The sequence below is a fragment of the Caenispirillum salinarum AK4 genome, from assembly GCF_000315795.1.
Lineage (GTDB): Bacteria > Pseudomonadota > Alphaproteobacteria > Rhodospirillales > Rhodospirillaceae > Caenispirillum > Caenispirillum salinarum.
On sequence record NZ_ANHY01000013.1, the window covers coordinates 146749 to 170467 of the forward strand.

The 23719-nt window shown below is 68.8% G+C and carries 23 protein-coding genes and 1 tRNA gene; 6 read left to right on the forward strand and 18 right to left on the reverse strand.

What is annotated here, in order from left to right; translation table 11 throughout:
• Positions 1-173: 173 nt before the first annotated feature.
• Together C882_RS23330 and C882_RS13730 are read left to right on the forward strand one after the other, a co-directional pair.
• The gene (locus C882_RS23330) at positions 174-1328 is read left to right on the forward strand and encodes a DUF2125 domain-containing protein (RefSeq protein ID WP_009541224.1); all 1155 of its coding nucleotides are present in this window, start codon (positions 174-176) and stop codon (positions 1326-1328) included.
• A gap of 44 nt (positions 1329-1372) precedes the next feature.
• Positions 1373-1558: a hypothetical protein gene (locus C882_RS13730; protein WP_009541225.1), complete on the forward strand. Its 186-nt coding sequence runs from the start codon at positions 1373-1375 to the stop codon at positions 1556-1558.
• Positions 1559-1588: 30 nt separating this feature from the next.
• Here C882_RS13730 and C882_RS13735 read toward each other — a convergent pair whose 3' ends face one another.
• The 5 genes from C882_RS13735 to C882_RS13755 all read right to left on the reverse strand — a co-directional run bounded on the left by C882_RS13735 (position 1589) and on the right by C882_RS13755 (position 5681).
• Positions 1589-1981: a MerR family transcriptional regulator gene (locus tag C882_RS13735; protein ID WP_009541226.1), complete on the reverse strand. Its 393-nt coding sequence runs from the start codon at positions 1979-1981 to the stop codon at positions 1589-1591.
• 48 nt (positions 1982-2029) lie between these two features.
• A complete protein-coding gene (locus tag C882_RS13740) occupies positions 2030-2677 on the reverse strand; it encodes a GDYXXLXY domain-containing protein (RefSeq protein WP_083875882.1) in 648 nt (215 codons plus the stop codon).
• On the reverse strand, positions 2674-3939 hold the full coding sequence (locus tag C882_RS23335) for a DUF2157 domain-containing protein (RefSeq protein ID WP_009541228.1): 1266 nt from the start codon (positions 3937-3939) through the stop codon (positions 2674-2676). The genes C882_RS13740 and C882_RS23335 overlap by 4 nt, the downstream gene beginning before the upstream one ends.
• 57 nt (positions 3940-3996) lie before the next feature.
• A complete protein-coding gene (gene mgtE, locus C882_RS13750; protein WP_043645542.1) occupies positions 3997-5391 on the reverse strand; it encodes a magnesium transporter in 1395 nt (464 codons plus the stop codon).
• A 203-nt stretch (positions 5392-5594) separates the two neighbouring features.
• A tRNA-Leu gene (locus tag C882_RS13755) sits at positions 5595-5681 on the reverse strand.
• A gap of 108 nt (positions 5682-5789) precedes the next feature.
• On the opposite strand from C882_RS13755, the gene lipB reads away from it, so the two are divergent.
• Positions 5790-6479 carry a lipoyl(octanoyl) transferase LipB gene (gene lipB, locus C882_RS13760; protein ID WP_009541230.1) on the forward strand — a complete coding sequence of 230 codons (690 nt, stop codon included), beginning with the start codon at positions 5790-5792 and terminating at the stop codon, positions 6477-6479.
• Positions 6480-6633: 154 nt separating this feature from the next.
• Here lipB and C882_RS13765 read toward each other — a convergent pair whose 3' ends face one another.
• The gene (locus C882_RS13765) at positions 6634-7662 is read right to left on the reverse strand and encodes an aspartate-semialdehyde dehydrogenase (protein ID WP_009541231.1); all 1029 of its coding nucleotides are present in this window, start codon (positions 7660-7662) and stop codon (positions 6634-6636) included.
• Between the two features lie 257 nt (positions 7663-7919).
• On the opposite strand from C882_RS13765, the gene C882_RS13770 reads away from it, so the two are divergent.
• The 3 genes from C882_RS13770 to C882_RS13780 all read left to right on the forward strand — a co-directional run bounded on the left by C882_RS13770 (position 7920) and on the right by C882_RS13780 (position 8783).
• Positions 7920-8153, forward strand: a complete 234-nt coding sequence (locus tag C882_RS13770) for a hypothetical protein (protein ID WP_009541232.1) — start codon at positions 7920-7922, stop codon at positions 8151-8153.
• Positions 8154-8223: 70 nt separating this feature from the next.
• Positions 8224-8520 (forward strand): type II toxin-antitoxin system Phd/YefM family antitoxin, encoded by a 297-nt coding sequence (locus C882_RS13775; protein ID WP_009541233.1) that lies wholly within the window; start codon positions 8224-8226, stop codon positions 8518-8520.
• Positions 8517-8783, forward strand: a complete 267-nt coding sequence (locus C882_RS13780) for a Txe/YoeB family addiction module toxin (protein ID WP_009541234.1) — start codon at positions 8517-8519, stop codon at positions 8781-8783. Before C882_RS13775 ends, C882_RS13780 begins: the two co-directional genes overlap by 4 nt.
• 7 nt (positions 8784-8790) lie before the next feature.
• Here the strand turns inward: C882_RS13780 and C882_RS13785 are convergent, their stop codons facing one another.
• The 12 genes from C882_RS13785 to C882_RS13840 all read right to left on the reverse strand — a co-directional run bounded on the left by C882_RS13785 (position 8791) and on the right by C882_RS13840 (position 23675).
• Positions 8791-9060 (reverse strand): acylphosphatase, encoded by a 270-nt coding sequence (locus tag C882_RS13785; RefSeq protein WP_009541235.1) that lies wholly within the window; start codon positions 9058-9060, stop codon positions 8791-8793.
• 52 nt (positions 9061-9112) lie between these two features.
• Complete coding sequence (locus tag C882_RS13790; RefSeq protein WP_009541236.1) at positions 9113-11443, reverse strand: NADP-dependent malic enzyme; 2331 nt, start codon at positions 11441-11443, stop codon at positions 9113-9115.
• Positions 11444-11678: 235 nt separating this feature from the next.
• The gene (locus C882_RS13795; protein WP_009541237.1) at positions 11679-13667 is read right to left on the reverse strand and encodes an acetyl-CoA carboxylase biotin carboxylase subunit; all 1989 of its coding nucleotides are present in this window, start codon (positions 13665-13667) and stop codon (positions 11679-11681) included.
• Between the two features lie 21 nt (positions 13668-13688).
• Positions 13689-15221: an acyl-CoA carboxylase subunit beta gene (locus C882_RS13800; RefSeq protein ID WP_009541238.1), complete on the reverse strand. Its 1533-nt coding sequence runs from the start codon at positions 15219-15221 to the stop codon at positions 13689-13691.
• Between the two features lie 144 nt (positions 15222-15365).
• A complete protein-coding gene (locus C882_RS13805) occupies positions 15366-16094 on the reverse strand; it encodes an ATP12 family chaperone protein (protein ID WP_009541239.1) in 729 nt (242 codons plus the stop codon).
• Positions 16095-16191: 97 nt separating this feature from the next.
• The gene (locus tag C882_RS13810) at positions 16192-18330 is read right to left on the reverse strand and encodes an AsmA family protein (protein ID WP_083875884.1); all 2139 of its coding nucleotides are present in this window, start codon (positions 18328-18330) and stop codon (positions 16192-16194) included.
• Complete coding sequence (locus C882_RS13815) at positions 18321-19022, reverse strand: HAD-IA family hydrolase (protein WP_009541241.1); 702 nt, start codon at positions 19020-19022, stop codon at positions 18321-18323. The genes C882_RS13810 and C882_RS13815 overlap by 10 nt, the downstream gene beginning before the upstream one ends.
• Positions 19023-19152: 130 nt before the next feature.
• Positions 19153-19335: a hypothetical protein gene (locus C882_RS13820; RefSeq protein WP_009541242.1), complete on the reverse strand. Its 183-nt coding sequence runs from the start codon at positions 19333-19335 to the stop codon at positions 19153-19155.
• A gap of 214 nt (positions 19336-19549) precedes the next feature.
• Positions 19550-20527 (reverse strand): RluA family pseudouridine synthase, encoded by a 978-nt coding sequence (locus tag C882_RS13825; RefSeq protein ID WP_009541243.1) that lies wholly within the window; start codon positions 20525-20527, stop codon positions 19550-19552.
• Positions 20524-20910, reverse strand: coding sequence for a fluoride efflux transporter CrcB (gene crcB, locus C882_RS13830; protein ID WP_009541244.1), 387 nt, complete (start codon positions 20908-20910; stop codon positions 20524-20526). The genes C882_RS13825 and crcB overlap by 4 nt, the downstream gene beginning before the upstream one ends.
• Positions 20907-22226: a replication-associated recombination protein A gene (locus C882_RS13835; protein ID WP_009541245.1), complete on the reverse strand. Its 1320-nt coding sequence runs from the start codon at positions 22224-22226 to the stop codon at positions 20907-20909. Before C882_RS13835 ends, crcB begins: the two co-directional genes overlap by 4 nt.
• A gap of 21 nt (positions 22227-22247) precedes the next feature.
• Positions 22248-23675 (reverse strand): DegQ family serine endoprotease, encoded by a 1428-nt coding sequence (locus C882_RS13840; RefSeq protein ID WP_009541246.1) that lies wholly within the window; start codon positions 23673-23675, stop codon positions 22248-22250.
• Positions 23676-23719 lie beyond the last annotated feature (44 nt).

The window sequence follows — 23719 nt, forward strand, 5'->3', positions numbered from 1 at the left end:
TCGAAAAGTGCCTCGGCTGCAGAGCGGCGGCAGGTCTGGGCGCCGGCGTGACGGGCGGCACAGCCCCGGTCCGCCCACCTTGCGAAAATGGCTTCCCCAAACCACGCCTTTCGGATCATGGTGCGGGAAGCCCATCGTCGCCATCCGGCCCCACTCTGGCAAGACCGACCGTCATGACATCCCGTTTCGCCCCCCTCTTCGCCGGCCTCGCGCTGCTCACCGTCCTTGCCGGGGGCTACGGCGCGGCGTGGCTTCTGGCCGCCGACACCGCCCGCGACGCCGTGCGCGACTGGGCGGAGGAGCGGCGCGAGACGGGCTACGGCGTCATGTGGTCGGCGCTGGAGACGTCGGGATTTCCGGGTGCGGTGACGGTCACCCTGCGCGACCCGCAGGTGCGCTTCCCCGAGGACGAGGGCGGCGGCGGCTGGGCCGCGCCCGTCGTGACCATCTCCGCCCGCCCCTGGAACCCGAGCCTGCTGACGGTCGACGGCACCGGTGAGCACTTCGTCAACTTCGTCGCCGACGGCCGGGTCTTCACCACCCGCACCACCGCCGCGCGCGCCGTCGTCCAGGTGGACCTGGCCGACGACGGCGGCCTGTCCTACGGCCGCGTCGACCTCAAGGATGTGCGGACCGAGGGGCTGGCCCTGGACGCTGCGGTGGTGGAACTGGGCTCGCTGACCGCAGCCTTCGAGCACAATCCCGGCGGCCGCGCCAGCCTGTTCGAGCGCACCGAGGCGCACGACACCGGCATCTTCGGCGCCCTGTCCATCGACCTGCGCGGCCTGCACCTGCCGCCCGAAGCCGCCCTGCCCACCGGCCGGATGCTGCAGGAGGTCACGCTCAAGGCCGTGGTGACCGAGGACCTGCCGCCCGGCCCCAACCTCAAGGCCCGGCTGCGCGCCTGGCAGGAGAACGGCGGCACCATGGAGGTCGACCGCCTGACGCTCGCCGCCGGCCCCATGCGCATCGGTGCCGTCGGCACGCTGACCCTGGACGACTGGTTGCAGCCCCAGGCGGCCCTGACGGCGCAGATTCGCGGATTTTTCGAGGCGCTGGAGCAGTTGGAGGACCAGGGCGTCATCCGCCCGCGCGACGCCAGCGTTGCAAAGGTCGTGCTGGGCGTGATGGCCAGGCAGCCGCCCGACGGCGGACCGGCCGCGCTGGACCTGCCCATCACCATCCAGGACCGGATGTTCTACCTGGGCCCCGTGGCGCTGGCGGAGCTGCCACCCCTGCGCTGGGGCTTCCAGGCGCCACCCGGCCCCGGCGAGATCAAGCCCGGTTTCGAGATCGACGAGGACGGCCGGGTCGTGCGGGAGGAATAAGCCCGCGCCTTTGCGCAAGTCCCGACACGGTGTAGGGTCAGCCCATGGACCTCATGCTCTACGTCATCAAGTTCGGCATTCTCTTCGCGGTCGCGTCCGCCGCGATCTGGGCGCTGTCGGGGTTTCGTGCCGAGAAGACCGACGAAAAGACCAACCACCTGCGCGGCTGGTTCCTGGTGGGCATCATGACGGTGGCCGCCATTGCGGTGGCCTTCCTGGGGTACGTCTGACCGCCCGCGACGGGACGGAACAGAACGACTTCAGTCCGCCCCGGCACGCTCCTTGAGGTTTTCGCGGCACTGGCGCTCCAGATCGTCCATTTCCGCAAGCGTCAGGTCGATGTCGCGGCGGTGGGCCTCCAGGGCGCGGCGGCGTTCCTCGATCTTGTCCAGCAGCAGCTCCAACTGGCGGCTCTCGCCCATGTCGGTGTCGTAGAGGTCCAGGATGTCCTTGATTTCCGACAGCGAGAAGCCCAGGCGCTTGCCGCGCAGGATGAGCTTCAGACGCACCCGGTCTCGCGCGGTGTAGATCCGCCGCTGCCCCTCCCGCATGGGCTGGATGAGGTCCTTGTCCTCGTAGAAACGGATCGCGCGCGCGGTCACGTCGAACTCGCGCGACAGGTCGCTGATGGAATAGGTGCGCTCGGTCATCATAAGGCCTTAGTTTACGTGAACGTAAACGTAAAGCAAGCGCAGTTTCCGTTACGGCAGCCCCGGCAGGGTCTGGAACAGGCCTTCGCGGCTGATCCGCTCGCCGTCCACCGTCAGGCCGGCCACCGCCGCCCGGCCGCGGCGGTCGACGGCGACGATGACGCCGAGGCGACCGCCCTCCGCCGCCAGGGCCTCCAGCCGCCCGCCGGTGTCCTCGGGCACGAAATAGCTCTCGATGCCGTAGTCGATGCCCATGACCATGCACCCCTCCGCGCCGCACGAGGGCGGCAGGCGCGGCTCGGGCTCGCCGGCGGGTGCGGGCACGGGCGGATTGCGGTGAACCGTCGCCACCCGCCCCTCCAGGTACAGAATCGGACCGATGGGCCGCTGCGTCATCACGCCCGCCGCGCGCCAGCCGCCGCCGGGCTCGGTGGGGCCGGCCAGGGGCACGTAGACGGTCTGGCCCGGCGCCACGTCCGGCAGCGGCATTTCCGCCTGGGTCAGGATCGAGGCCTCGTAGGTCAGGTCCACGTAGTCGCCGCGGAACAGGCTGCGCGGGTCCACGGGCTCGGTCTCCAGCACGATCTCGCGGCCGGTCATCAGGGGCCACTGGCGCCAGGCGATCATGGCGACCAGGACGCCCATCATCGCCGCTGCCACCAGCGCCACACGCGCACCGCGAGAAAGCCGCCACCTCATGCCCGCTTCTCCAGCCGCAGGGCCGATACCACCAGGGCGGCCCCGGCCAGCGTGAAGAACACGAACAAGGACAACAGCGACACGTCGCCGCGATAGTACAGCCCGACGATGTCGACCGCGAAGGCACCATAGGCCACGCGCCGCGCCAGCGGGCTGCCGCTGCGCCCGCCGTGAACCGCCAGGGCCACCACCAGCAGCAGGAAGCCGGCGATCATGCCCCAGTCGGCGGCGACGGCCCCGCTCCAGCTTTCCAGCCCGACCCGCAGGGGCGCCAGCAGACCCGCCAGAGCGACCAGGCCCAGGCGCTCCCACAGGCCGCCGCCGTCGCGCCCGCGCGCCCGCACCGCCAGGGCCGCCAGCACCGCCAACCCGACACCGGCTCCGGCCGCGCCCAGCGCCACTTCGGCGGCGGGGGCCTCAAGGTCGGGCTGGGTGACGATGTAGGCGCACAGCACCGTCCCCAGCAGCCCCAGGGCGTGCAGCAGCCAGCCGACGCGGGGCACGGCCTCCCCCGCCACCCAGGCGGCCAGGGCCGGCACCATTAGCACCGCCGCCGCTCCCGTCCCGGACATGTCCGCCACCTCCAGGGCGAACCGGGTGCCGGCGAGCGCGTACCAGCCGGCCAGCACCAGCACGCTGAAGTCCAGGCAGGTCCACCAACGGTGCCGCACGGCCACCGCCGCCAGCACCGCCCAGGCGGGCAGGAAGGGCCAGTGCGGAAGGGCATCGAAGGCCAGGGTCTCCTGCACCGACCACAGGCCGGCCAGGCCGAAGGCCAGCCACAGCGAGCCCTGGCTGGGGATCAGCACGGCCGCCGCCAGGGCGCCCGCGCCCCACAGCAGGATGCCGTCGGGAAAATGCGCCTGGATGTGGTATATCTGCGCCACCAGCATGATGCCGGCGCCGAACAGCACCGATCCCAGCAGGATCAGCCCCTGCCCCACGCGCGGCCGGCCGCCGCGCCCCTCGAACCACCAGCCGCCGGCGAAGGCGGCCGTCAGGGCGGCGAACAGCACGGCCAGGCGGTCGGCGCGGCCCATCTCGTCCCAGTTGGCGGCGACGAAGGCCAGCGCCCCGGCCGCCAGCAGCAGCGCCCCCAGCATGGCCAGAAGTGCCGCCGTCTGGGGCTTTCCGTCACGCGCCGCAGCCTCGGCGGCGTCGTTCAGGATGGCATCGCGGCGGATGGAGACCACCCAGCCCTTGTCGATCCAGCGGTCGAGGTCCTTTTCCAGGCGGCTGAGGTAGCGGCGGCGGAACAGCATGAACCGGGCGGGGCTCCCCTGCGGTGGATCGGGCGCGGCGGCGGGAAGGCCGCGGGTCTATAGAAGAAAGATGGTGGCGAGCCCCAGAAAGGCGAAGAAGCCCACCACGTCCGTCACCGTCGTAAGGAAAACGCCCGAGGCGACGGCGGGATCGATCTTCAACCGCTCCAGCCCCAGGGGGATCAGCAGGCCCACCAGGGCGGCAATGACCAGGTTGATGACCATGGCCATGGCGATGACCGCGCCGATCATGGGCTCGTCGAACCACGCCCAGGCCACCGCGCCGGTCAGCACCGCGAAGGCGAGCCCGTTGATGCCGCCCACCAGCAGTTCCTTGCCGAGAATGCGCATGGCGTTGGACGGCGTGAGTTCCTTCATGGCCAGGCCGCGCACGGCGATGGTCAGCGTCTGTGTGCCGGCGTTGCCGCCCATGCTGGCGACGATGGGCATGAGGACGGCCAGCGCCACCACCTTGGTCAGCATGTCCTCGAACAGGCCGATGACCAGCGAGGCCAGGATGGCCGTGCCCAGGTTGACCAGCAGCCAGGTGAAGCGATTGCGCACCGTTTCCCACGTGCTGACGTAGATGGAGCTTTCCGACAGGCCGGCCAGGCGCAGGATGTCGTCCTCGGCCTCTTCGTCGATGACGTCGACGATGTCGTCGATGGTGATGCGCCCCACCAGCCGGCCCGACGCATCGGTGACCGGCGCCGACAGCAGGTCCTTGCGGCGGAACAGGAAGGCGACGTCCTCCTGGTCCATGTCCACGGGCAGGATGTCCATCTCGGTGGACATCACGTCGCGCAGCTTGACCGGGCGCTTGGCGCGCAGAAGCCGGTTCAGGCGCACCACGCCGACCGGCCGGTGGCGCGGGTCGACCACGAACAGGACGTAGAAATCCTCCGGCAGGACGGCATTGGAGCGCAGGTAGTCGATGGCCTCGCCGACCGTCCAGTAGTTCGGCACGGCCACCAGCTCGCGCTGCATGATGCGGCCGGCGGAGTATTCCGGATAGTTCAGGCCCTGCTCGATGATGGTGCGCGTCTCGATGGGCAGGCGCGCCAGCACATGGGCCTGCTCCGCCTCGTCCAGGCGGTCGAGGATGTAGACGGCGTCGTCGGAATCCAGTTCCTCGATGATGGCCGCGAAATCGGCGAAGCCATAGGTCTCGACGATCTGGTCGCGGATGTCGTCGGGCAGTTCCGGCAGGACTTCCGGGTTGAAGTCCGGACGCAGCAGTTCGATCAGCCGCTGGCGGTGCTCGCCGTGCAGGCTTTCGATCAGGTCGGCGCAGTCGGCGTAGTGCAGCGGCACCACCAGCTCGCGCACCACGTCCTCGTGCCCGTCTTCCAGGGCATCGTCGATTTCCGCCACGAAATCGGGGTCCAGGCCGAAGATTTCCTCCGGCTGACCCGATTCCTCGCGCGGCAGGCTGCGTACCCGGTTCTCCATGGCGGACGTCCCCCTTGTGCCCGAGGTCTTGCCCATCTCCGGGACGCCTGCATGACGGGAGCGGCGGGGGGAAGCCCTCTCCCGTCATGTACGCGTTCCGGTGCGCCCGTTAAAGCACGGGTGGCGGGCTTTTTCCAGTTTTTCCAAGGCTGAAACGGCAACCGGGGCCGCCGCGTGCACGCGGACGGCCCCGGTTGGAAACCTGGTGCGGTCGAGAAGACTCGAACTTCCACCCCCTTTCGGGGACAGCGACCTCAACGCTGCGCGTCTACCAATTCCGCCACGACCGCACGGTAGACCGGCTTGGGACTGACCAGGGCCACCGGACCGATCCGGAGGCGTCCCGCGCCGTTCGAGGATGCGTGACTTAACAAATCGGACGCGCTAAATCAAGGGACATGACGAGCGATCCGAAAAATATCCTGCCCGAGCCGGAGTGGCGCATCAGCGACGGATACGTCGCCTATCCCGACGCCGTCGCCACCATGGAGGAGCGCGTGCGGGCCATCCGCGAGGACGGCGCGCCGGAACTGGTATGGCTGCTGGAGCATCCGCCGCTGTATACCGCCGGCACCTCGGCCAATGCGGGGGACCTGCTGACGCCCGACCGTTTTCCGGTCTACCAGACGGGGCGCGGCGGCCAGTACACCTACCACGGCCCCGGCCAGCGCGTGGGGTATGTGATGCTGGACCTCAAGCAGCGCGGGGCCGACGTGCGGTGCTACGTCCACGACCTTGAGGAATGGATCATCCGCACGCTGGACCGCTTCACCATCAAGGGCGAGCGGCGCGAGGGCCGGGTCGGCATCTGGGTGGACCGGGGCATGGGGCGCGAGGACAAGATCGCCGCCATCGGCGTGCGCGTGCGCCGCTGGGTGAGCTTTCACGGCATCGCGCTGAACGTGGAGCCCGACCTGTCGCATTTCACCGGCATCGTCCCCTGCGGCATCCGCGAGCACGGCGTGACCAGCCTGTGGGACCTGGGCATCACGGCCACCATGGAAGAGGTGGACATGGCCCTGGAAGACGCCTTCGAGGAGGTGTTCCAGCGCGACGGCAAGACCGCGCGGGCCTGCCGGACGGGCTGAGGCCGCCGGCAGACGGGGCGCCGGCCGGCCCGGGCCGTCGCCGTCATCATGTCCCTTCCGCCGTGGCGACGGACAGCGCAGCAGACAAGAAGACGGCGCGGCCCCTTTCCGGAGCCGCGCCGCCTTTCATTCCGCGTCTGGCGGAGCGCCTAGCTTAGCGCACCTTGCCGGACACCACGCACTCGGCGATCTGGACCGCGTTCAGGGCAGCGCCCTTCAGCAGCTGGTCGCCGCAGACGAAGATGTCGAGGCCGTGGTCGCCGAAGACGATGCTCTGGCGGATGCGGCCCACTTCCACGTCGTAGTGGCCGCTGGCGTTCAGCGGCATGGGGTAGGCGTTGTTTTCCGGGTCATCGACGATCTTCACGCCCGGCGCGCCGGACAGGGCCTCGCGGGCGGCCTCGGGCGTGACGGGCTTGTCGAATTCCAGGGTCGCGGCCTCGGCGTGGGCGCGCAGGGTCGGGATGCGCACCGCCGTGCAGGACAGCGGCAGGTCGGGGATGCGCATGATCTTGCGCGTCTCCCAGGTGACCTTCATCTCTTCCTTGGTGTAGCCGTTGTCCTGGAACTTGTCGATGTGCGGGATCACGTTGAACGGCAGCGGGTGGACGAAGACCTTGTTGCTGCTCTGGCCACCCTGGAGGATGTTGCGGGTTTCCTCCTCCAGTTCCTTCATGCCCGGCGCGCCGGAACCCGACGCCGCCTGATAGGTGGAGACGATGGCGCGCTTCAGGCCGAACTTGGCGTGCAGCGGCTGCAGGGCCACGGCCAGGATGGCGGTGGTGCAGTTGGGGTTGGCGATGATCTTCGCGTCGCCGATGGCGTCGGCGTTGATCTCGGGCACCACCAGCGGCTTGTCGTCGTCGTAGCGGAAGGCCGACGAGTTGTCGATCACGGTCACGCCGCGCTCAGCCAGCTGCGGGGCATATTCCTTGGAGAAATCACCCGAAACGGCGAGCAGCGCCACGTCGCACTCGGCAACCGAGTCGACCGTGAACTCCTCGATGGTCTTGCTGCCGAAGGGAGTCTCCAGGGTTTTGCCGGCGCTGCGCGCGGACGCGAACAGCCGCAGGTCGGTCAGCGGGAAGTTCCGGTCGTGCAGCACCGAGACCATTTCGGTCCCGACGGCACCCGTGACACCCACGACGGCAACCTTCACCCCGGGAACCATATCCTTCGTCATAATCAAAAGCTCCTGTTGTTCCTTTTGTAAGGAGGAGGCGCCTTATAACAGATTCCAGAACAGATTTGAACCGGGTTCGGATCGGACCCCGCCGGAACCCCGTGCGCTCTCTCCTTGGCCGCATCAAGTAGTGCGCGATTCCTGTTCCGGTAGAGGGCTTTACGATTTCTTGGGAAATGGCGCGTAAACCGGACGGCGTCGTTCCATCCCAAAGTCCCGGCGCCTCGGCCGGGCCACGCCCGGAGCCCGCCGCCGCCATGCCCATTCTCGCCGAAGCCGCCTTGCGCCTGCCGGGACTCGAGACCGGCCCGCTGCCCCTGCTGATCGCAGCCGGCGGGCTGACCCTGGCGCTGGTCATCCTCCACCAGGGCCTCGCCCCGCTGGAGCCCATTCTGGGCGCGCGCGTCCACCGCATGCTGGGCGGCGCGGCGCTGGGCCTGTTCGCCGCCTGGGCGGTGCTGACGGCGGCGTGGCTGCTTGGGATGGGGTGAAGGGGGGCATGGGCTTGACGCGCCACAGACTCTGTACAAATATCCGTACAGGTATTGCCGGGAGGGCATCATGAGCACCATGGACATCATCAGCTATTCGGAACTGCGTCAGAACCTGGCCTCGGTCATGGACGAGGTGACCGGCTCCAACGGGTCGGTCGTCGTCACCCGTCAGAAGGCACGGCCGGTGGTCCTGATGTCCTACGACGAGTTCCGCAGTTGGCAGGAAACGCTCCACCTGATGCGCAGCCCGGCGAACGCGACCCGCCTGCTGCGGTCGATCGCCAGCGCCGACAAGGCCAGCCTGCAAAGTCACGACCTGATCGAGCCCGATGAGCCGGAGGACGAGGCGGGCGACGACGCATGAACCTGCTGTGGACCCAGGACGCCTGGGAGGAATACCTCTACTGGCAGAAGACCGACAAACGTGTCGTCAAGAAGATCAACGCCCTGATCAAGGACGCGGCGCGCTCGCCGTTCAAGGGCCTCGGCAAGCCAGAGCCACTGAAGGAAAACCTCTCAGGCTGGTGGTCGCGCCACATCACCGGCGAACACCGCTTGGTCTATCGGGTCCAGGGCGAGGACGGCGACCGCGTTCTAACGGTCGCCCAATGCCGCTACCATTACTGAATCCGCTTCACCCCGTCTGCTGGAATCCCTGCCCGGGATCGCCGTCGTAGGGTTCCGCCGAGACCTGCTCCACCCGCGCGGCCGTCGGCCCGTCGTGGCAGCGCCGCAGCATGTCGTCCACTGCCTCCGCCGGGCCGTGGAACACCGCCTCGACGCTGCCGTCGGACTTGTTGCGCACCCAGCCGGACAGGCCCAGGCCTTGCGCCTGTTCCTCGGTCCAGCCGCGGTAGAACACACCCTGCACCCGGCCGGTGATGATCGCGCGAACGGTTTTCATGGCAGTGTTCTCCCCTGTGTCTGCAACCACTCGTGACCGAGCAACGCCCCGCCTACTCGGCCGGGTCCAGGGTCGGCGGCGGGGCGCTGGGGCGCGGTGGCACGACGGGCGCCGGCGTGTGAAGCTGCGCGTCCACCACCGTCAGCGCCGTCATGTTCACCAGCCCCCGCACCGTCACCGACGGCGTCACGATGTGCGCCGGCTGCGCCACGCCCAGCAGGATGGGGCCGATGTTCAGGCCGTCGCCCAGCACCTTCAGCATGTTGAAGGCGATGTTGGCGGCATCCTGGTTGGGCATGACCAGCAGGTTGGCCTCGCCCGACAGCCGGCTGCCGGGGAAGATGCGCTCGCGGATGATCGCCGACAGGGCGGCGTCGGAGTGCATCTCGCCTTCCACCTCCAGGTCCGGCGCGCGGTGCCAGACGGCCTCCACCGCACGGCGCATCTTGGCCGCCGAGGCATCATCGTGGCTGCCGAAGTTGGAGTGCGACAGCAGCGCCGCCTTGGGCTCGATGCCGAAGCGCCGCACCTCCTCGGCCGCCAGCAGGGTGATTTCGCTCAGCTGGTCGGCCGTCGGGTCGGGGTTCACGTAGGTATCGGTCAGGAAATACGTGCCCTTCTGCAGGATCAGAAGGTTCATGGCGGCGATGGTGTTCACGCCGGGCTGCACGCCCAGCACGTCCACGATGTACTGCAGGTGCGACGCATAACGGCCGGTGGAGCCGCAGATCATGCCGTCGGCCTCGCCCCGCTGGACCATGAGTGCGGCGAACACCGTGTTGCGGCTGCGCACGATGGTCCGCGCGTAGTCCGGCGACACGCCGCGCCGGCGCATCAGCCGGTGATAGGCATCGGAATAGCTGTGGTAGCGGATGTCGCGGATGATCTCGACGACCTCCACCTCCTCGTCCAGGTCCAGGCGCAGGCCCATCTGCTTGCAGCGCTCGGCGATGACGTCGCGGCGGCCGATGAGGATGGGCTTGGCCATGCCCTCGTCCACAACCGTGCGGGCGGCGCGCAGCACGCGCTCGTCCTCGCCCTCGGCATAGACGATCCGCTTGGGGTGCGCCTGGGCGCGTTCGAACACCGGCTTCATCACGAGGCCCGAGCGGAACACGTACTGCGCCAGACGCTCGCGGTAGGCGCGGAAGTCCTCGATGGGCCGGGTGGCGACGCCGGTATCCATGGCCGCCCTGGCGACGGCCGGCGCGATCTCCAGGATCAGGCGCGGATCGAAGGGTTTCGGCAGGATGTAGTCGGGGCCGAAGCGCAGCTTTTCCCCGCCGTAGGCCGAGGCGACCACATCCGACGGCTCCGCCTGCGTCAGCCGGGCGATGGCCTCCACGCAGGCCAGCTTCATGGCCTCGTTGATCTGGGTCGCGCCGACGTCCAGCGCGCCCCGGAAGATGAAGGGGAAGCACAGCACGTTGTTGACCTGGTTGGGGAAGTCCGACCGGCCGGTGGCGATGATGGCGTCGGGACGGGCCTCCTTCGCCACGTCGGGCATGATTTCCGGCGTCGGGTTGGCGAGCGCCAGGATCAGGGGCGACTCGGCCATGCCCTTGACGTGCTCGGGCGTCAGCACGTTGGGGCCCGACAGGCCGAGGAACACGTCGGCGCCGGGCATGACGTCGTCCAGCGTGCGCAGGTCGGTGGCCTGGGCGTAGGCGTCCTTGAAGCCGTTCATGCCGATCTGGCGGCCCTCGTAGACCAGCCCGTCGCGGTCCACCAGCCAGACGTTCTCGCGCTTCACGCCCATTTCCACCAGCAGGTCCAGGCAGGCGATGCCCGCCGCGCCGCCGCCGGTCGACACCACCTTGACGTCCTTGGCCTTCTTGCCGGCGATGGTCAGGCCGTTGCGCACCGCGGCGGCCACCACGATGGCCGTGCCGTGCTGGTCGTCGTGGAAGACGGGGATGGACATGCTCTCGCGGCAGCGGCGCTCCACCTCGAAGCATTCGGGCGCGCGGATGTCCTCCAGGTTGATGGCGCCGAAGGTGGGCTCCAGCGCCTTGACGATCTCGACGAGCTTGTCGGGGTCCTTCTCGTTCAGCTCGATATCGAAGACGTCGATGCCGGCGAACTTCTTGAACAGGACCGCCTTGCCCTCCATCACGGGCTTGGAGGCCAGCGGGCCGATGTCGCCCAGGCCCAGAACGGCGGTGCCGTTGGAGACCACGGCGACCAGGTTCTGGCGCGCCGTGACCTCGGCCGCCTGGGCGGGATCGGCGACGATGGCCTCGCACGCCGCCGCCACGCCGGGGCTGTAGGCCAGCGCCAGGTCGCGCTGGTTCGCCATGGGCTTGGTGGGCGTGATCGCGAGCTTTCCGGGGGTCGGCCAGCGATGGTACGTGAGTGCCAGTTCGTTGAAATCGCGAGTCATGCGCCCTGCCTTAACTGAATTTCGGTTAATCGTCCGAAAGCGGCGGCTTCCTTGGGCTTTATACGCGTCTTGAGCCCGTTTCCCAAGCGCCGGACATGCGGCGGCGCAGCATGGGGGCCATACCCAGCCGGAAGACCGGCGCCGCGCTCCGCCCTTCGATACCAACGCCCGGCCACGAAAAACGGCGGCCCCAACCGGAGCCGCCGTTCCTCGTTCGCCGGGTGACGCCGAAGCCTCACTCGAACTCGATGATGATCTCGTCCACCGAGAGCGAGGCGCCGGGTGCTGCGTGAATCTTCTTCACGGTGCCGTCCATTTCGGCCTTCAGCACGTTCTCCATCTTCATGGCCTCGACCACCGCCAGCGTCTCGCCGGACTTGACCTCCTGGCCCTCGGACACCGCCACCGAGACCAGCAGGCCCGGCATCGGCGAGAGCAGGAACTTGGACAGGTCGGGCGGCTCCTTCTTGGGCATGACCCTGGCCAGCTCGGCCCCGCGCGGCGTGTAGACCGTGGCAAGAGCCTGCGCACCATTGTTGAAAAGGCGGTAGCCGATGCCCAGGCCGTCCACCTGCACGGTGACTTCCTTGCCCTTCACGGTGCCCACGAACAGGGGCTCGCCGAAGGTCCAGTCGGTCACCACCGGGTAGGACTCGCCCTCGATCTCCACGGCGTAGTGCTCGCCGTTGCCGGCGCGCTCCACGCGGACGGGGTAGTAGTCGTCGTTCAGACGCACCACCCAGTCGGTGCGGATGTGCATCTCGTGGCCGGGAAGCTGGCCCGAGACCGACGCGGCACGGTCGGCATACAACCGGTTGATGACCGCCGCCACCGCCACCAGCACCGACGGGTCCTCGGCCGGCAGGTCGTCGGCGGAGAAGCCGTCGGCGTACTCCTCGGCGATGAAGTTGGTGGTCAGGTTGCCGTCCACGAAGCGCTTCTTGCTCATCAGCGACGCCAGGAACGGGATGTTGTGGCTGATGCCGCGGATGTAGAACTCGTCCAGCGCCTTGCGCATCTCGGTGATGGCGGCGTTGCGGTCAGCCCCGTAGGTGATCAGCTTGGCGACCATGGGGTCGTAGAACATGCTGATCTCGCCGCCGTCATACACGCCGGTGTCGACGCGCACGGTGTCGCTTTCCTTGGGCGGGCGGTAGTACACCAGGCGGCCGGTGGACGGCAGGAAGTTGCGGTAGGGGTCTTCCGCGTAGATGCGGGACTCCATGGCCCAGCCGGTCAGCTTGATGTCGTCCTGGGTCAGCGTCAGCTTTTCGCCGGCGGCGATGCGGATCATCCACTCCACCAGGTCCAGCCCCGTGACCAGTTCGGTCACCGGATGCTCCACCTGCAGGCGGGTGTTCATCTCCAGGAAGTAGAAGTTCCGGTTGGCGTCGACGATGAATTCCACCGTGCCGGCGGACTTGTAGTCCACCGCCTTGGACAGCGCCACGGCCTGCTCGCCCATCGCCTTGCGGGTTTCCGGGTCGATGAACGGCGACGGCGCTTCCTCGATGACCTTCTGGTGGCGGCGCTGGATGGAGCACTCGCGCTCGCCGACATAGAGGCAGGTCTCGCCGTCGGACAGGACCTGGATCTCGATGTGGCGCGGCTGCTCGATGAACTTCTCGATGAAGACGCGGTCGTCACCGAAGGAGGAGCGCGCCTCATTGGTGGCGGATTCGAAACCCTCGCGGGCCTCTTCCACGTTCCAGGCCAGACGCATGCCCTTGCCGCCGCCGCCGGCCGACGCCTTGATCATGACCGGGAAGCCGATCTCCTCGGCGATCTTCACCGCTTCCTCGGTGTCCTTGATGACGCCCATGTAGCCGGGAACGGTGTTCACGCCGGCTTCCTTGGCGAGCTTCTTGGACTCGATCTTGTCGCCCATGGCGCTGATGGCCCAGGCATCGGGGCCGATGAAGGCGATGCCCTTCTCCGCCAGCGCCTTCTGGAAGGCCTGGTTCTCGGACAGGAAGCCGTAGCCCGGGTGAACCGCTTCCGCGCCGGTGTCCACGCAGGCCTGCACGATCTTGTCGATCAGCAGGTAGGACTGGTTGGACGGCGGCGGGCCCAGCAGCACGCCCTCGTCGGCCATCTGCACATGCAGGGCGTCGCGGTCGGCCTCGGAATACACGGCGACCGTGGCAATGCCCATCTTCTTCGCCGTCTTGATGACGCGGCAGGCAATCTCACCGCGGTTGGCGATCAGGATTTTCTTGAACATGATTTCTGCCGTCCCCTTCGCTTACAGCGGAATGTTGCCGTGCTTGCGCCACGGGTTTTCCAGCTGCTTGTCGCGCAGCATGGCCAGCGAGCGGCAGATGCGCTTGCGGGTGTTGTGCGGCATGATCACGTCGTCGATGTACCCGCGCGAGCCGGCCACGAACGGGTTGGCGAACTTCTGGCGGTATTCCTCGGTGCGCTCGGCGATCTTTTCCTCGTTGCCGAGGTCGCCGCGGAAGATGATCTCCACCGCGCCCTTGGGGCCCATCACAGCGATTTCCGCCGTCGGCCAGGCGTAGTTCACGTCGCCGCGCAGGTGCTTGGACGCCATGACGTCATACGCCCCGCCATAGGCCTTGCGCGTGATCACCGTCACCTTCGGCACGGTGGCCTCGGCGTAGGCGTAGAGCAGCTTGGCGCCGTGCTTGATGATGCCGCCGTACTCCTGCGTCGTGCCCGGCATGAAGCCCGGAACGTCGACGAAGGTCACCACGGGAATGTTGAAGCAGTCGCAGTAGCGCACGAAGCGCGCGGCCTTGCGGCTGGAATCGATGTCCAGGCAGCCTGCCAGAACCATGGGCTGGTTGGCGACGATGCCCACCGTGCGGCCCTCGAAGCGGGCGAAGCCGGTGATGATGTTCTTGGCGTATTCCGGCTGGACCTCGAAGAAGTCCTGCTCATCGGCGACCTTGGTGATCAACTCCTTCATGTCGTAGGGCATGTTGGGGTTGTCGGGGATGAGCGTGTCCAGCGAGTACTCGGCGCGGTCCGACGGATCGTCGGTCGGGCGCTGCGGCGGGTCCTCGCGGTTCGACGACGGCATGAAGTCCATGAAGCGGCGCAACTGCGCGATGGCCTGCACGTCGTCGTCGAACGCCAGGTCGGCCACGCCGGACTTGCCGGTGTGGGTGATGGCACCGCCCAGTTCCTCGGCCGTCACCTGCTCGTGCGTCACCGTCTTCACCACGTCGGGGCCGGTGACGAACATGTAGGAACTGTCCTTCACCATGAAGATGAAGTCCGTCATGGCCGGGGAGTACACGGCACCGCCGGCGCAGGGGCCCATGATCATCGACACCTGCGGGATCACGCCCGACGCCATGACGTTGCGCTGGAAGACCTCCGCATAGCCGCCGAGAGACGCGACGCCTTCCTGGATGCGCGCGCCGCCCGAGTCGTTCAGGCCGATCACGGGGGCGCCGACCTTCATGGCCTGGTCCATGATCTTGCAGATCTTCTCGGCGTGCGCTTCCGACAGCGAACCGCCGAAGACCGTGAAATCCTGGCTGAACACGAACACCAGGCGGCCGTTGATGGTGCCGTAGCCGGTCACCACGCCGTCGCCGGGCGTCTTGTTCTCCTGCATGCCGAAGTCACTGCAGCGGTGTTCGACGAACATGTCCCATTCTTCGAACGAGCCTTCGTCGAGCAGCAGTTCCAGGCGCTCGCGCGCGGTCAGCTTGCCCTTGCCGTGCTGCGCGTCAATGCGCCGCTGACCACCGCCAGCGCGGGCCTGGGCGCGTTTCTCCTCGAGCAGACGAATGATCTCTTGCATTGGCTCCCTCAACTTGGCGGAGGTCCCACCCGATTTGGTGGGGAGTTGGAATAGCACCTTGCGCGTCGTGTTGCCATAGAAAAGGCGCCCCGAACCCGCGGGACGCCTTCACTTTTCGCAATAAAGCCAATCCGTTTGTCGGACTTACGAACCCAAAAGAGCAAGGAAACGGGCTGCGTCGGCAATATCCTTGCGCTGACGCTCCAGTCGCGCCTGGGCCTCGGCATCCGCGCCCCAGTGCTCCATCTGGAACAATTCATCCAAATAGGCGGCCCGGTACGCCGCCTCGGCGTCGAGACGCCCCTCCAGCAGGGCGAGCGCCAGCACCAGCGAGCCCAGCGGCGCGGCGGCGGCCTGCAGCGCGGTCAGGCGCCAGTCGTCCAGATCCGCCACGGCCGCGCGCAGGGCCCGCAGCGCCTCCGGCGGCTGGTCCACCGGCATCAGGCCCGCCGTGTGGCAGAGCGCGGCGTCATAGCGCTGCCGCGCCCAGTCCAGCAGCGGCTGCCACGTCGACGCCTGGCGTGCGGCCAGGGCGGCGTCCTCGGCCTCGGCCACGCGGTAGCACAGCAGCTCCGTCTCGGCGAAGCGCAGCACCTCCTCGATCATGGTGTCGCGCAGGGGCGCGACGCGGTCGATGGCGCTGTTGGCGAGCTGGGTGAGCGGCATGTTGTCGAGCACCAGCGTCTCGCCCTGCTCGTTCCACTCCGCCGCGATGGCCTCGGCCAGCGCCGGGAACGGCACCGCCAGCGCCGCCTTGGACGGCGTGCGCACCGGGCGGCCGTCCAGGTGCACGGCGTGCAGGCCGCCCTCGGCCGGCACGGCCTCGGCGGTCTTGTAGAAGCGCTTCATGGGGCGATTGACGAGCGAACTCATGTCCTAAGGCACCTTGTGCGAATGATCCGAAACAGCGACGGCGGAGGCACGGGGAGCCTGTCCCCGGCGCCTCCGCCGCCCGCCATACGATGGTGGTTCAGCGGCCGAACAGGCCCTTCAGGCCCTCCCCCAGATTTTCGCCCATGCCCTTGACGGCGTCGAGGGGGTTGTCGGGCGCGGGGGCCTGGGACGGTGCCGCCTGCTGATCCTGCGGCGGCTGGGATGCGCGCGCCGGCGCCTGGCCCAGCGCGACGGCGCAGACGTCCTCGGGCTCGGCCGTGCGCTCGATGACCTGCTCGGCCAGCAGCGACAGCCCGCCGGAAGCGATGGCCGCACCGGCAGAGACGGCCGTGCGCGCCGCCCCCAGCGGATCGACCGCGAGGCTCGGATCGGTCAGCGGTCCGCGCAGGCGCACCAGGTTCGCCAGGTTTGCGGTGGCCAGCCCCGCACCCTCGCGCACGCCGGTCTTCACGGCCATGTCCAGCGTTTCGGTGCCCAGGTTGACCGTGCCCGAGCCGGTGACGTGGAACTTGGGCGTCTGCACCGCAATGCCCCGGTCGCTCGTGGCGACGCCGTTCTGAAGGCTGAGATTCACCACGCCGCACTGCAGGACCGTGTACTTGTCCTTGGAGGCGAAGGGATTGAGGCTGTCGATCAGGCGCAGCGCGATATCCTGCGTCCACGAGCGCACGGCATCGTTGTTGATGGTGCCCTGCCCGACGCTGACGACGGCCCCGCCGTCGAGGCTGCCCATGATGGCGGCGACACTCGCACCCCGGCCGGTCAGGTCGAGCCGCACGTCGGTTGGGCCTTTCTGGATCAGGTCGCCCTGGCCGACTTCCGCCAGAACCTGGCCCAGCTTCACGTCCTCGGTCCGCAGCGTCAGCGCCACGGCGGGCGCGGCTTCCGACGACGCATCGAGCGTTACCTCGGCGCGCACCGTGCCGCCGCCGGCCCGCGCCGAGGCCGGCGCCACCATCAGCCGGCCGTTGGACAGCGAAACCTTGCCGGTAACGTCGGCCAATGCCATGCCGTCGGGCAGAACCAGACGGGAGACGGCCAGTTCCACGTTGGCGTCGGCGGCCTTCAGCCCCGCCAGCGGCAGCGGCGTGTCGGGGAACAGGCGGCTGGGCGTGTCGGCCGACTGGCCGGCACCGGCCGCGTCACCCTCTCCGCCCTTCGACGGCAGAAGCGCCGCCAGGTCGATGAGTGGCGAAGACAGGGTGCCCGTCACCTTCGGACGGGGGCCGTCCAGCGTCACCGTCAGCGCGCCCGCCAGCGACGTATCGCCCAGCGAGGCGGCCAGGTTCCGCACCGCCCAGCCGCCCTGGGTGTCCGAGAGGCGGCCGTCGAGGCGCAGCGCGGGCAGGTCGGCGGGCGCCGTCGCATTGAAGGCCTGCGCCGTGGCCGTCGGCTCGGGCACCGAGACGGCGATACCCAGGTCGATCCCGCGCGCCTCTTCCGGCGCCTCGATCCTGCCGTCGACGTTGACGGTGGCGCCGGCGGCCTCGACCTTCATCACCACCGGATAGACCGTGGCCTGGTTCACCAGGTCCGACAGCGGACCCAGCGTGCCCGCCAGGCTGAAGGACAGGTCATCCAGTTGCCCCGAGCCCTGCACGGCCAGGGGCGCGTTCCAGCCCTGCGCGGCGGCCTCCAGCGCGGCCAGCGACAGGGACCGCTTCTCGCCGGTGGACTGGTCGCTGTAGACCACCACGGCATCCTCCACCCGCACCAGCTGCAGGTCCGGCAGAGCCTGACGGCCGGCGGTCGCGGCCTCGTCGGCCGCGGTCTCGGCGGCGGTCTCGGCGGCGGCGGTCTCGGCGGCCCCGTCGGAGGCCGGCAGGTCGAGCGCCCAGTTGCCGACGCCGTCCTCGTTGACCTCCAGCAGCACGTCGGGGCCGACCAGGACGAGGCGCTTGACCTTGATCTCGCCCGACAGCAGCGGCAGCAGCTCCACCTGCGCCTCCAGGCGCCGTGCGGTGACCATCTCCGGCCGCGATCCCCAGGGCGCATTGGCGAACGCCACGTCCTGAAGCACCACGGCCGGACTGAGCGAGATCGACAGCTCGATCGGGCCGCCGATGCTGAGGTCGCGGCCGGTGGCGGCCTCCGCCTGCTCCTCGATCACGCCGCGGTACTGGTTGACGTCCACCGACATGAGGATGGCGGCGACGGCGACCACCGCCGCCACCACAGCAATCCCGAGTCCCTTGAGAACCGTCCTCACGCGCATTGCCCCGTCCCCCCAATCTGAGTCCACACGCCCGCCGCCGCGTCCGTCAGCGTCGCATAGGCGTCGATGACGACGTGAGCGCCGGCTTCCTTCAGTTCGACAACCGGATGATACCCCCAGGCGACGCCCAGCGCACCCGTGCCGGCGGCGCGCGCCATCTTCATGTCAAAGCTGGTGTCGCCGACCATGACCGTGTTCCCCGGTTCCGCACCCACCTCCACCATGGCGCGCTGGAGCATGCCGGGATGCGGCTTGCCGGGATTGTCGTCGGCGGTCTGGATGGTGAGAAAGCGGCCTTCCAGCCCGTGCCGCTCGATCATCGCCGCGACGCCGCGCCGGCTCTTGCCCGTGGCGATACCCAGGATGACGCCGGCCTCCTCCAGCGCATCCAGGGCCTCCAGCGCTCCGGGATAGAGGTGTTCCACATGGTCGGGCCGGGCGCGCAGGGTCTGGAACGCCTGCTTGTAGCTTTCGGCGACGCGCCGGTGCAGTGCGTCCTCGTGCTCGGGGAACAGGGTGGCTACGGCCTCCACCAACTCCAGCCCGACGACACGCCGGCAGCGCTCCGGCGGCGGGCAGACGATGCCGTGAACGCCGGAGGCCATCTCCATGGCGGCGACGATGTTGTGGATGCTGTCGACCAGCGTGCCATCCACGTCCAGGACGCAGAGGCGAAGGGGGGTGTGGGTCATTGAGCCGAATTCTTGCTTCAGAAAAGGTGGTGAATCGTGCCGCCATTCAATCACATGAGGCGGAGAACGACACCCTTTCCGTCATGACCGCTTCGCAACCGCCGCGAACTCGGCCAAAGCGCAGATGAGACTAACCCGAGGCTCGGCGCTTCCCGCCGTCGCGATTATCGAAATGATGATCGTCCGCGCTGCCGGCCGAGAGCCGCATGAGCGCCTCGCGATAGGATGCACGACCCGACCACCGCCGCGCGTGCCGCTCATGGCGCTCGGGCGTCTCTTCGATCAGCGTCTTGCGGTCAGCTTCGGCGGTCATCGCATCCATCTCCTAGCCTTCAATATGGTAGCGAAGTCGGCGCTTCGCCACATACACCACCTCGCCGCCTTCTGAAAGAAGAGCGGGTTGGCTGTTCGGTTTCGGGAGCAGGAACGGCATCTCGCAGCCGGTGGCAGGAAGGAAGGAGCCGCACGGCGGTGTACAGCGCAATCAACCTGCCCTGATCCGTCGGCCCGCGCAACCAGAACGTGCTTCACCCCTCCCCGAACGCATCCCCCGCCTCCGCCACATCAAAGGCGAAGAACTCGAAGGTTTCCGCCATGTGTTCCGGCAGTTCCGCCTTCACGTCCAGCATCCCGCCGTGCGGGTGCGGCAGCCGGAGGGCGCGGGCGTGGAGGTGGAGCTTGCGGGAAACGCCGCGGCCCGACAGATGCGCCTCGGCCCCGCCGTACTTGCCGTCGCCCAGGATCGGCGTGCCCATGGCGGCGGCGTGGACGCGCAGCTGGTGCGTGCGGCCGGTCAGGGGCTCCATCTCCAGCCACGCCGCCTTGCCGGCGACGGCCTCAACGGTGCGGAACACCGTCACCGCCGGCTTGCCCCAGTCCTCGTCCACCTCCATGCGCTCGCCGGCCTTGCCGGGGGCCTTGGCGAGGGGGGCGGATAATCTGCCCTCCGACGGCTTGGGCGCGCCGACCACGACCGCCCAGTACACCTTGCGGGCATCCCGGCTCTTGAAGGCTGCCGCCAGTACCGAGGCCGCCTTGGCCGTGCGCCCGACCACCAGAACGCCCGAGGTGTCGCGGTCCAGCCGGTGCACCAGGCGCGGCTTGTCGGGGTAGTCGTAGCGCAGGGCCTCCAGCATGCCGTCGATGTGCCGGTTGGTGCCCGTGCCGCCCTGGGTCGCCAGCCCCGGCGGCTTGTTGAGCACGATCACGTCGTCGTCCATGTGGATGACGCAGGCGCGGATCATCGCCGCGTCGGCCTGCGAGACCCTGGGCTCGTCGTCCGGCGGCAGGTCCGGCTGCTCGCCCAGCGGGGGGACGCGCACGGCCTGGCCGGCCTCCAGCCGCTGGTTGCTCTTGGCGCGCTTGCCGTCGACGCGGATCTGGCCCGTGCGCAGAAGCTTCTCCAGCCGGCCGTGCTTGAGGTCCGGGAAGTGGCGCTTGAACCAGCGGTCGACGCGCAGCTCGTGCTCGTCGTCGGTGACGGAAAGGGTTTGCACGCCGCTCATGTCAGAAGGGTCCTCGCGGTGTAAAGTCCGATGAACAGGGCCGCCACGCCCACGATGATGGTCGCCGTCACATAGGCCGCCGCCGGGGCCAGCGCACCCCGTTCCACCAGCGCCGCCACGTCCAGCGAAAAGCTGGAGAAGGTGGTGAAGCCGCCCAGCACGCCGATGAACACGAAGGCCCGCGCCTCCTGGCTCATCACCCCGCGCAGGGCCGCCCACTCGATCAGCGCCCCCATGAGAAAGCTGCCGACGATGTTCACCGTCAGCGTCCCCCAGGGAAAGCCCATGCCCAGCAGACGCCCCATGAGCACGCCGGTGGCATAGCGCCCCACCGAGCCCAGCGCCCCGCCGGCGGCGACGGCCAGCAGCATCTTAAGGCTCACGCGCCGTCCTCCCCCTCGTCCTCGGCGCGGCGGCGGGCGCGCAGGCGGTCCCAGAAGTCGATGCGCTTGCGGAGTTCCCGCTCGAAGCCGCGCTCCGGCGGATCGTAGAAGCGCTGGCGCTCCATTTCCTCTGGGAAATAGCTCTGGCCGGAGAACGCCTCCGGTGCGTCGTGATCGTAGCGGTAGCCTTTGCCGTAGCCCAGGTCCTTCATCATGCGCGTCGGCGCATTCAGGATATGCTTGGGCGGCATCAGGCTGCCGGTCTGCTTGGCCGCCCGCCGCGCCGCCTTGAACGCGGAATAGCCGGCGTTGCTCTTGGGCGCGGTGCCGAGATAGATCACAAGCTGCGCGATCGCCAGGTCCCCTTCCGGGCTGCCGAGCCGGTCATAGGTCTCCCACGCCGCGATGGCCTGGGTGACCGCCCCCGGATCGGCCAGGCCGATGTCCTCCACGGCGAACCGCGTCAGGCGGCGGAGGATGTAGATGGGGTCCTCGCCGCCTTCCAGCATGCGGTTCATCCAGTAGAGCGCGGCGTCGGTATCCGACCCCCGCAAGGATTTGTGAAGGGCGGAAATGAGGTTGTAGTGGCCCTCGCGGTCCTTGTCGTAGACCGGCGCCCGGCGCTGGACGATGCCCGCCAGCCCCGCCGCGTCCAGAGGCTCGGATATTCCGGCGTTGGCGATGTCCTCCGCCATGCCCAGCAGGAACCGCCCGTCGCCGTCCGCCAGCGCCTTGAGCGCCTGGCGGGCCTCCTCGGTCAGCGGCAACGGCGCGCCGAGTTCGGCCTCCGCGCGGGCCAGGAGCTTTTCCAGCGCGGGCTCGTCCAGGCGATTGAGCACCAGCACCCGGCAGCGCGACAGAAGCGCGGCGTTCAGCTCGAAGCTGGGGTTCTCCGTCGTCGCCCCCACCAGCACCACCGTGCCGTCTTCCACATAGGGCAGGAATCCGTCCTGCTGGCTGCGGTTGAAGCGGTGGATTTCATCGACGAACAACAGCGTCCCCTGCCCCGCCTCGCGCCGCTTGCGAGCGGCCTCGAACACCTTGCGCAGGTCGGCCACACCCGAGAACACCGCCGACAGGGGCTCGAAGTGCAGGTCGGTGCCGTCGGCCAGAAGGCGCGCGATGGTGGTCTTGCCGCAGCCGGGCGGGCCCCACAGCACGATGGATTGCAGCTTGCCCGCGCGCACCATGCGCCCCAGCGGCCCGTCGGGTCCGATCAGGTGATCCTGCCCGACCACCTCGTCCAGCGTTTTCGGACGCAGGCGGTCGGCGAGCGGGCGCGGGGCTTGCGCGTCGAAGAGTGAGGGGCCGGCCAAGAGAGCGCGATCCTTCCTTGCCTACTGCGACAACGTGGTGGTCAGCGAGCGGCCGTCACGCAGCAGCGTGATGGTCCACCGGACGGTGGGGCGCACGGCGCGCTGCAGGTCCTTGATGGTGGGCGTATCGCGGTCATTGACGCGGGTGATGATGTCGCCCGGCCGGAAGCCCAGTCGTGCCGCCGTGCCGCCCCGCTTGAGCGCAAGAACCACCACGCCGCGCTGCAGGCTGTCCAGCCCCATCTCCTCGGCCAGCGCCGGGTTCAGGTTGGCCACCTCCGCTCCCTCGAAGGGGCCGTCGAAGCGCTCCAGCCGCGTGACGTTGCGCGGCGGGTCCTCCGGCGGCGGGATCAGCGCGACGCGCACGACCCGCTCGCCGTCCGCCCGCCGGACGGTCAGGTCAAGGCCCTCCCCCAGCGGGGCGGTGACGATGCGATACCGCAGGTCCGCCGGCCCGACCACGGGCAGGCCGCCCGCGGCCACCACCACGTCGCCGACCTTCAGTCCGGCGCGGTCGGCGGGACCGCCGGGATAGATCTCGTTGATGAGCACGCCCACCGGCCGCTCCATCCCCAGCGACTGCGCAATGTCGTTGGTTACGCCCTGCCCGCCGGCGCCGAACCACGGACGCACCGCCCGCCCCTCGGAGATCAGGCTGTCCACGGTCACCCGCACCATGTTCGACGGGATGGCGAAGCCGATGCCCACGTTGCCGCCGTCGCGCGAATAGATCGCGGTGTTGATGCCCACCAGACGCCCCGCGCCATCCACCAGGGCGCCGCCGGAGTTGCCGGGGTTGATGGCGGCGTCGGTCTGAATGAAGGAACGGAAGTCGTGCTGGCTGTCGCCGCCGCCGGTGGTCCGCCCCAGCGCCGACACGATGCCCATGGTGGTCGTCTGCCCGACGCCGAAGGGGTTGCCGACGGCCAGAACCAGGTCCCCCACCTCCAGCGCGTCCGAATCGGTCAGCGGCAGGGTCGGCAGGGTCTCACCGTCCGTCTCCAGCCGCAACACGGCAAGGTCCGTGCGCTCGTCGGTGCCCAGCACCTCGGCCTCGAACTCCCGGCGGTCGGCCAGGATGACGGTGATCTCCGACGCGCCGGCGATGACGTGGTCGTTGGTGACGACGATGCCGTCCTCGCGCACGATCACGCCCGACCCCAGGCTGGTCTCCACCCGCTCCCGCGTGCCGCCGCGCGGCACCTGGTCGCCGAAGAAGCGGCGGAAGAAGGGGTCGTTGAACAGCGGCGACAGCGGCGAGCGGGTCTTTACCACCGTCTTGGTGTAGATGTTGACCACCGCCGGCGTCACCTGCTTCACAACCGGCGAGAAAGACAGCAGCGCCTCGGCCTTGCTGTCGGGCACCACGCGCTGCTGGGCGACGGTGGGGGCGGCCGGGCCGACAAGGCCCAGGGTCGTCAACATCAGGCAGGCGATCAGGCGCCGCATGTCATCCTCGTCATTGTCCAGGCGTTGGTCGTGACGCCGGTATA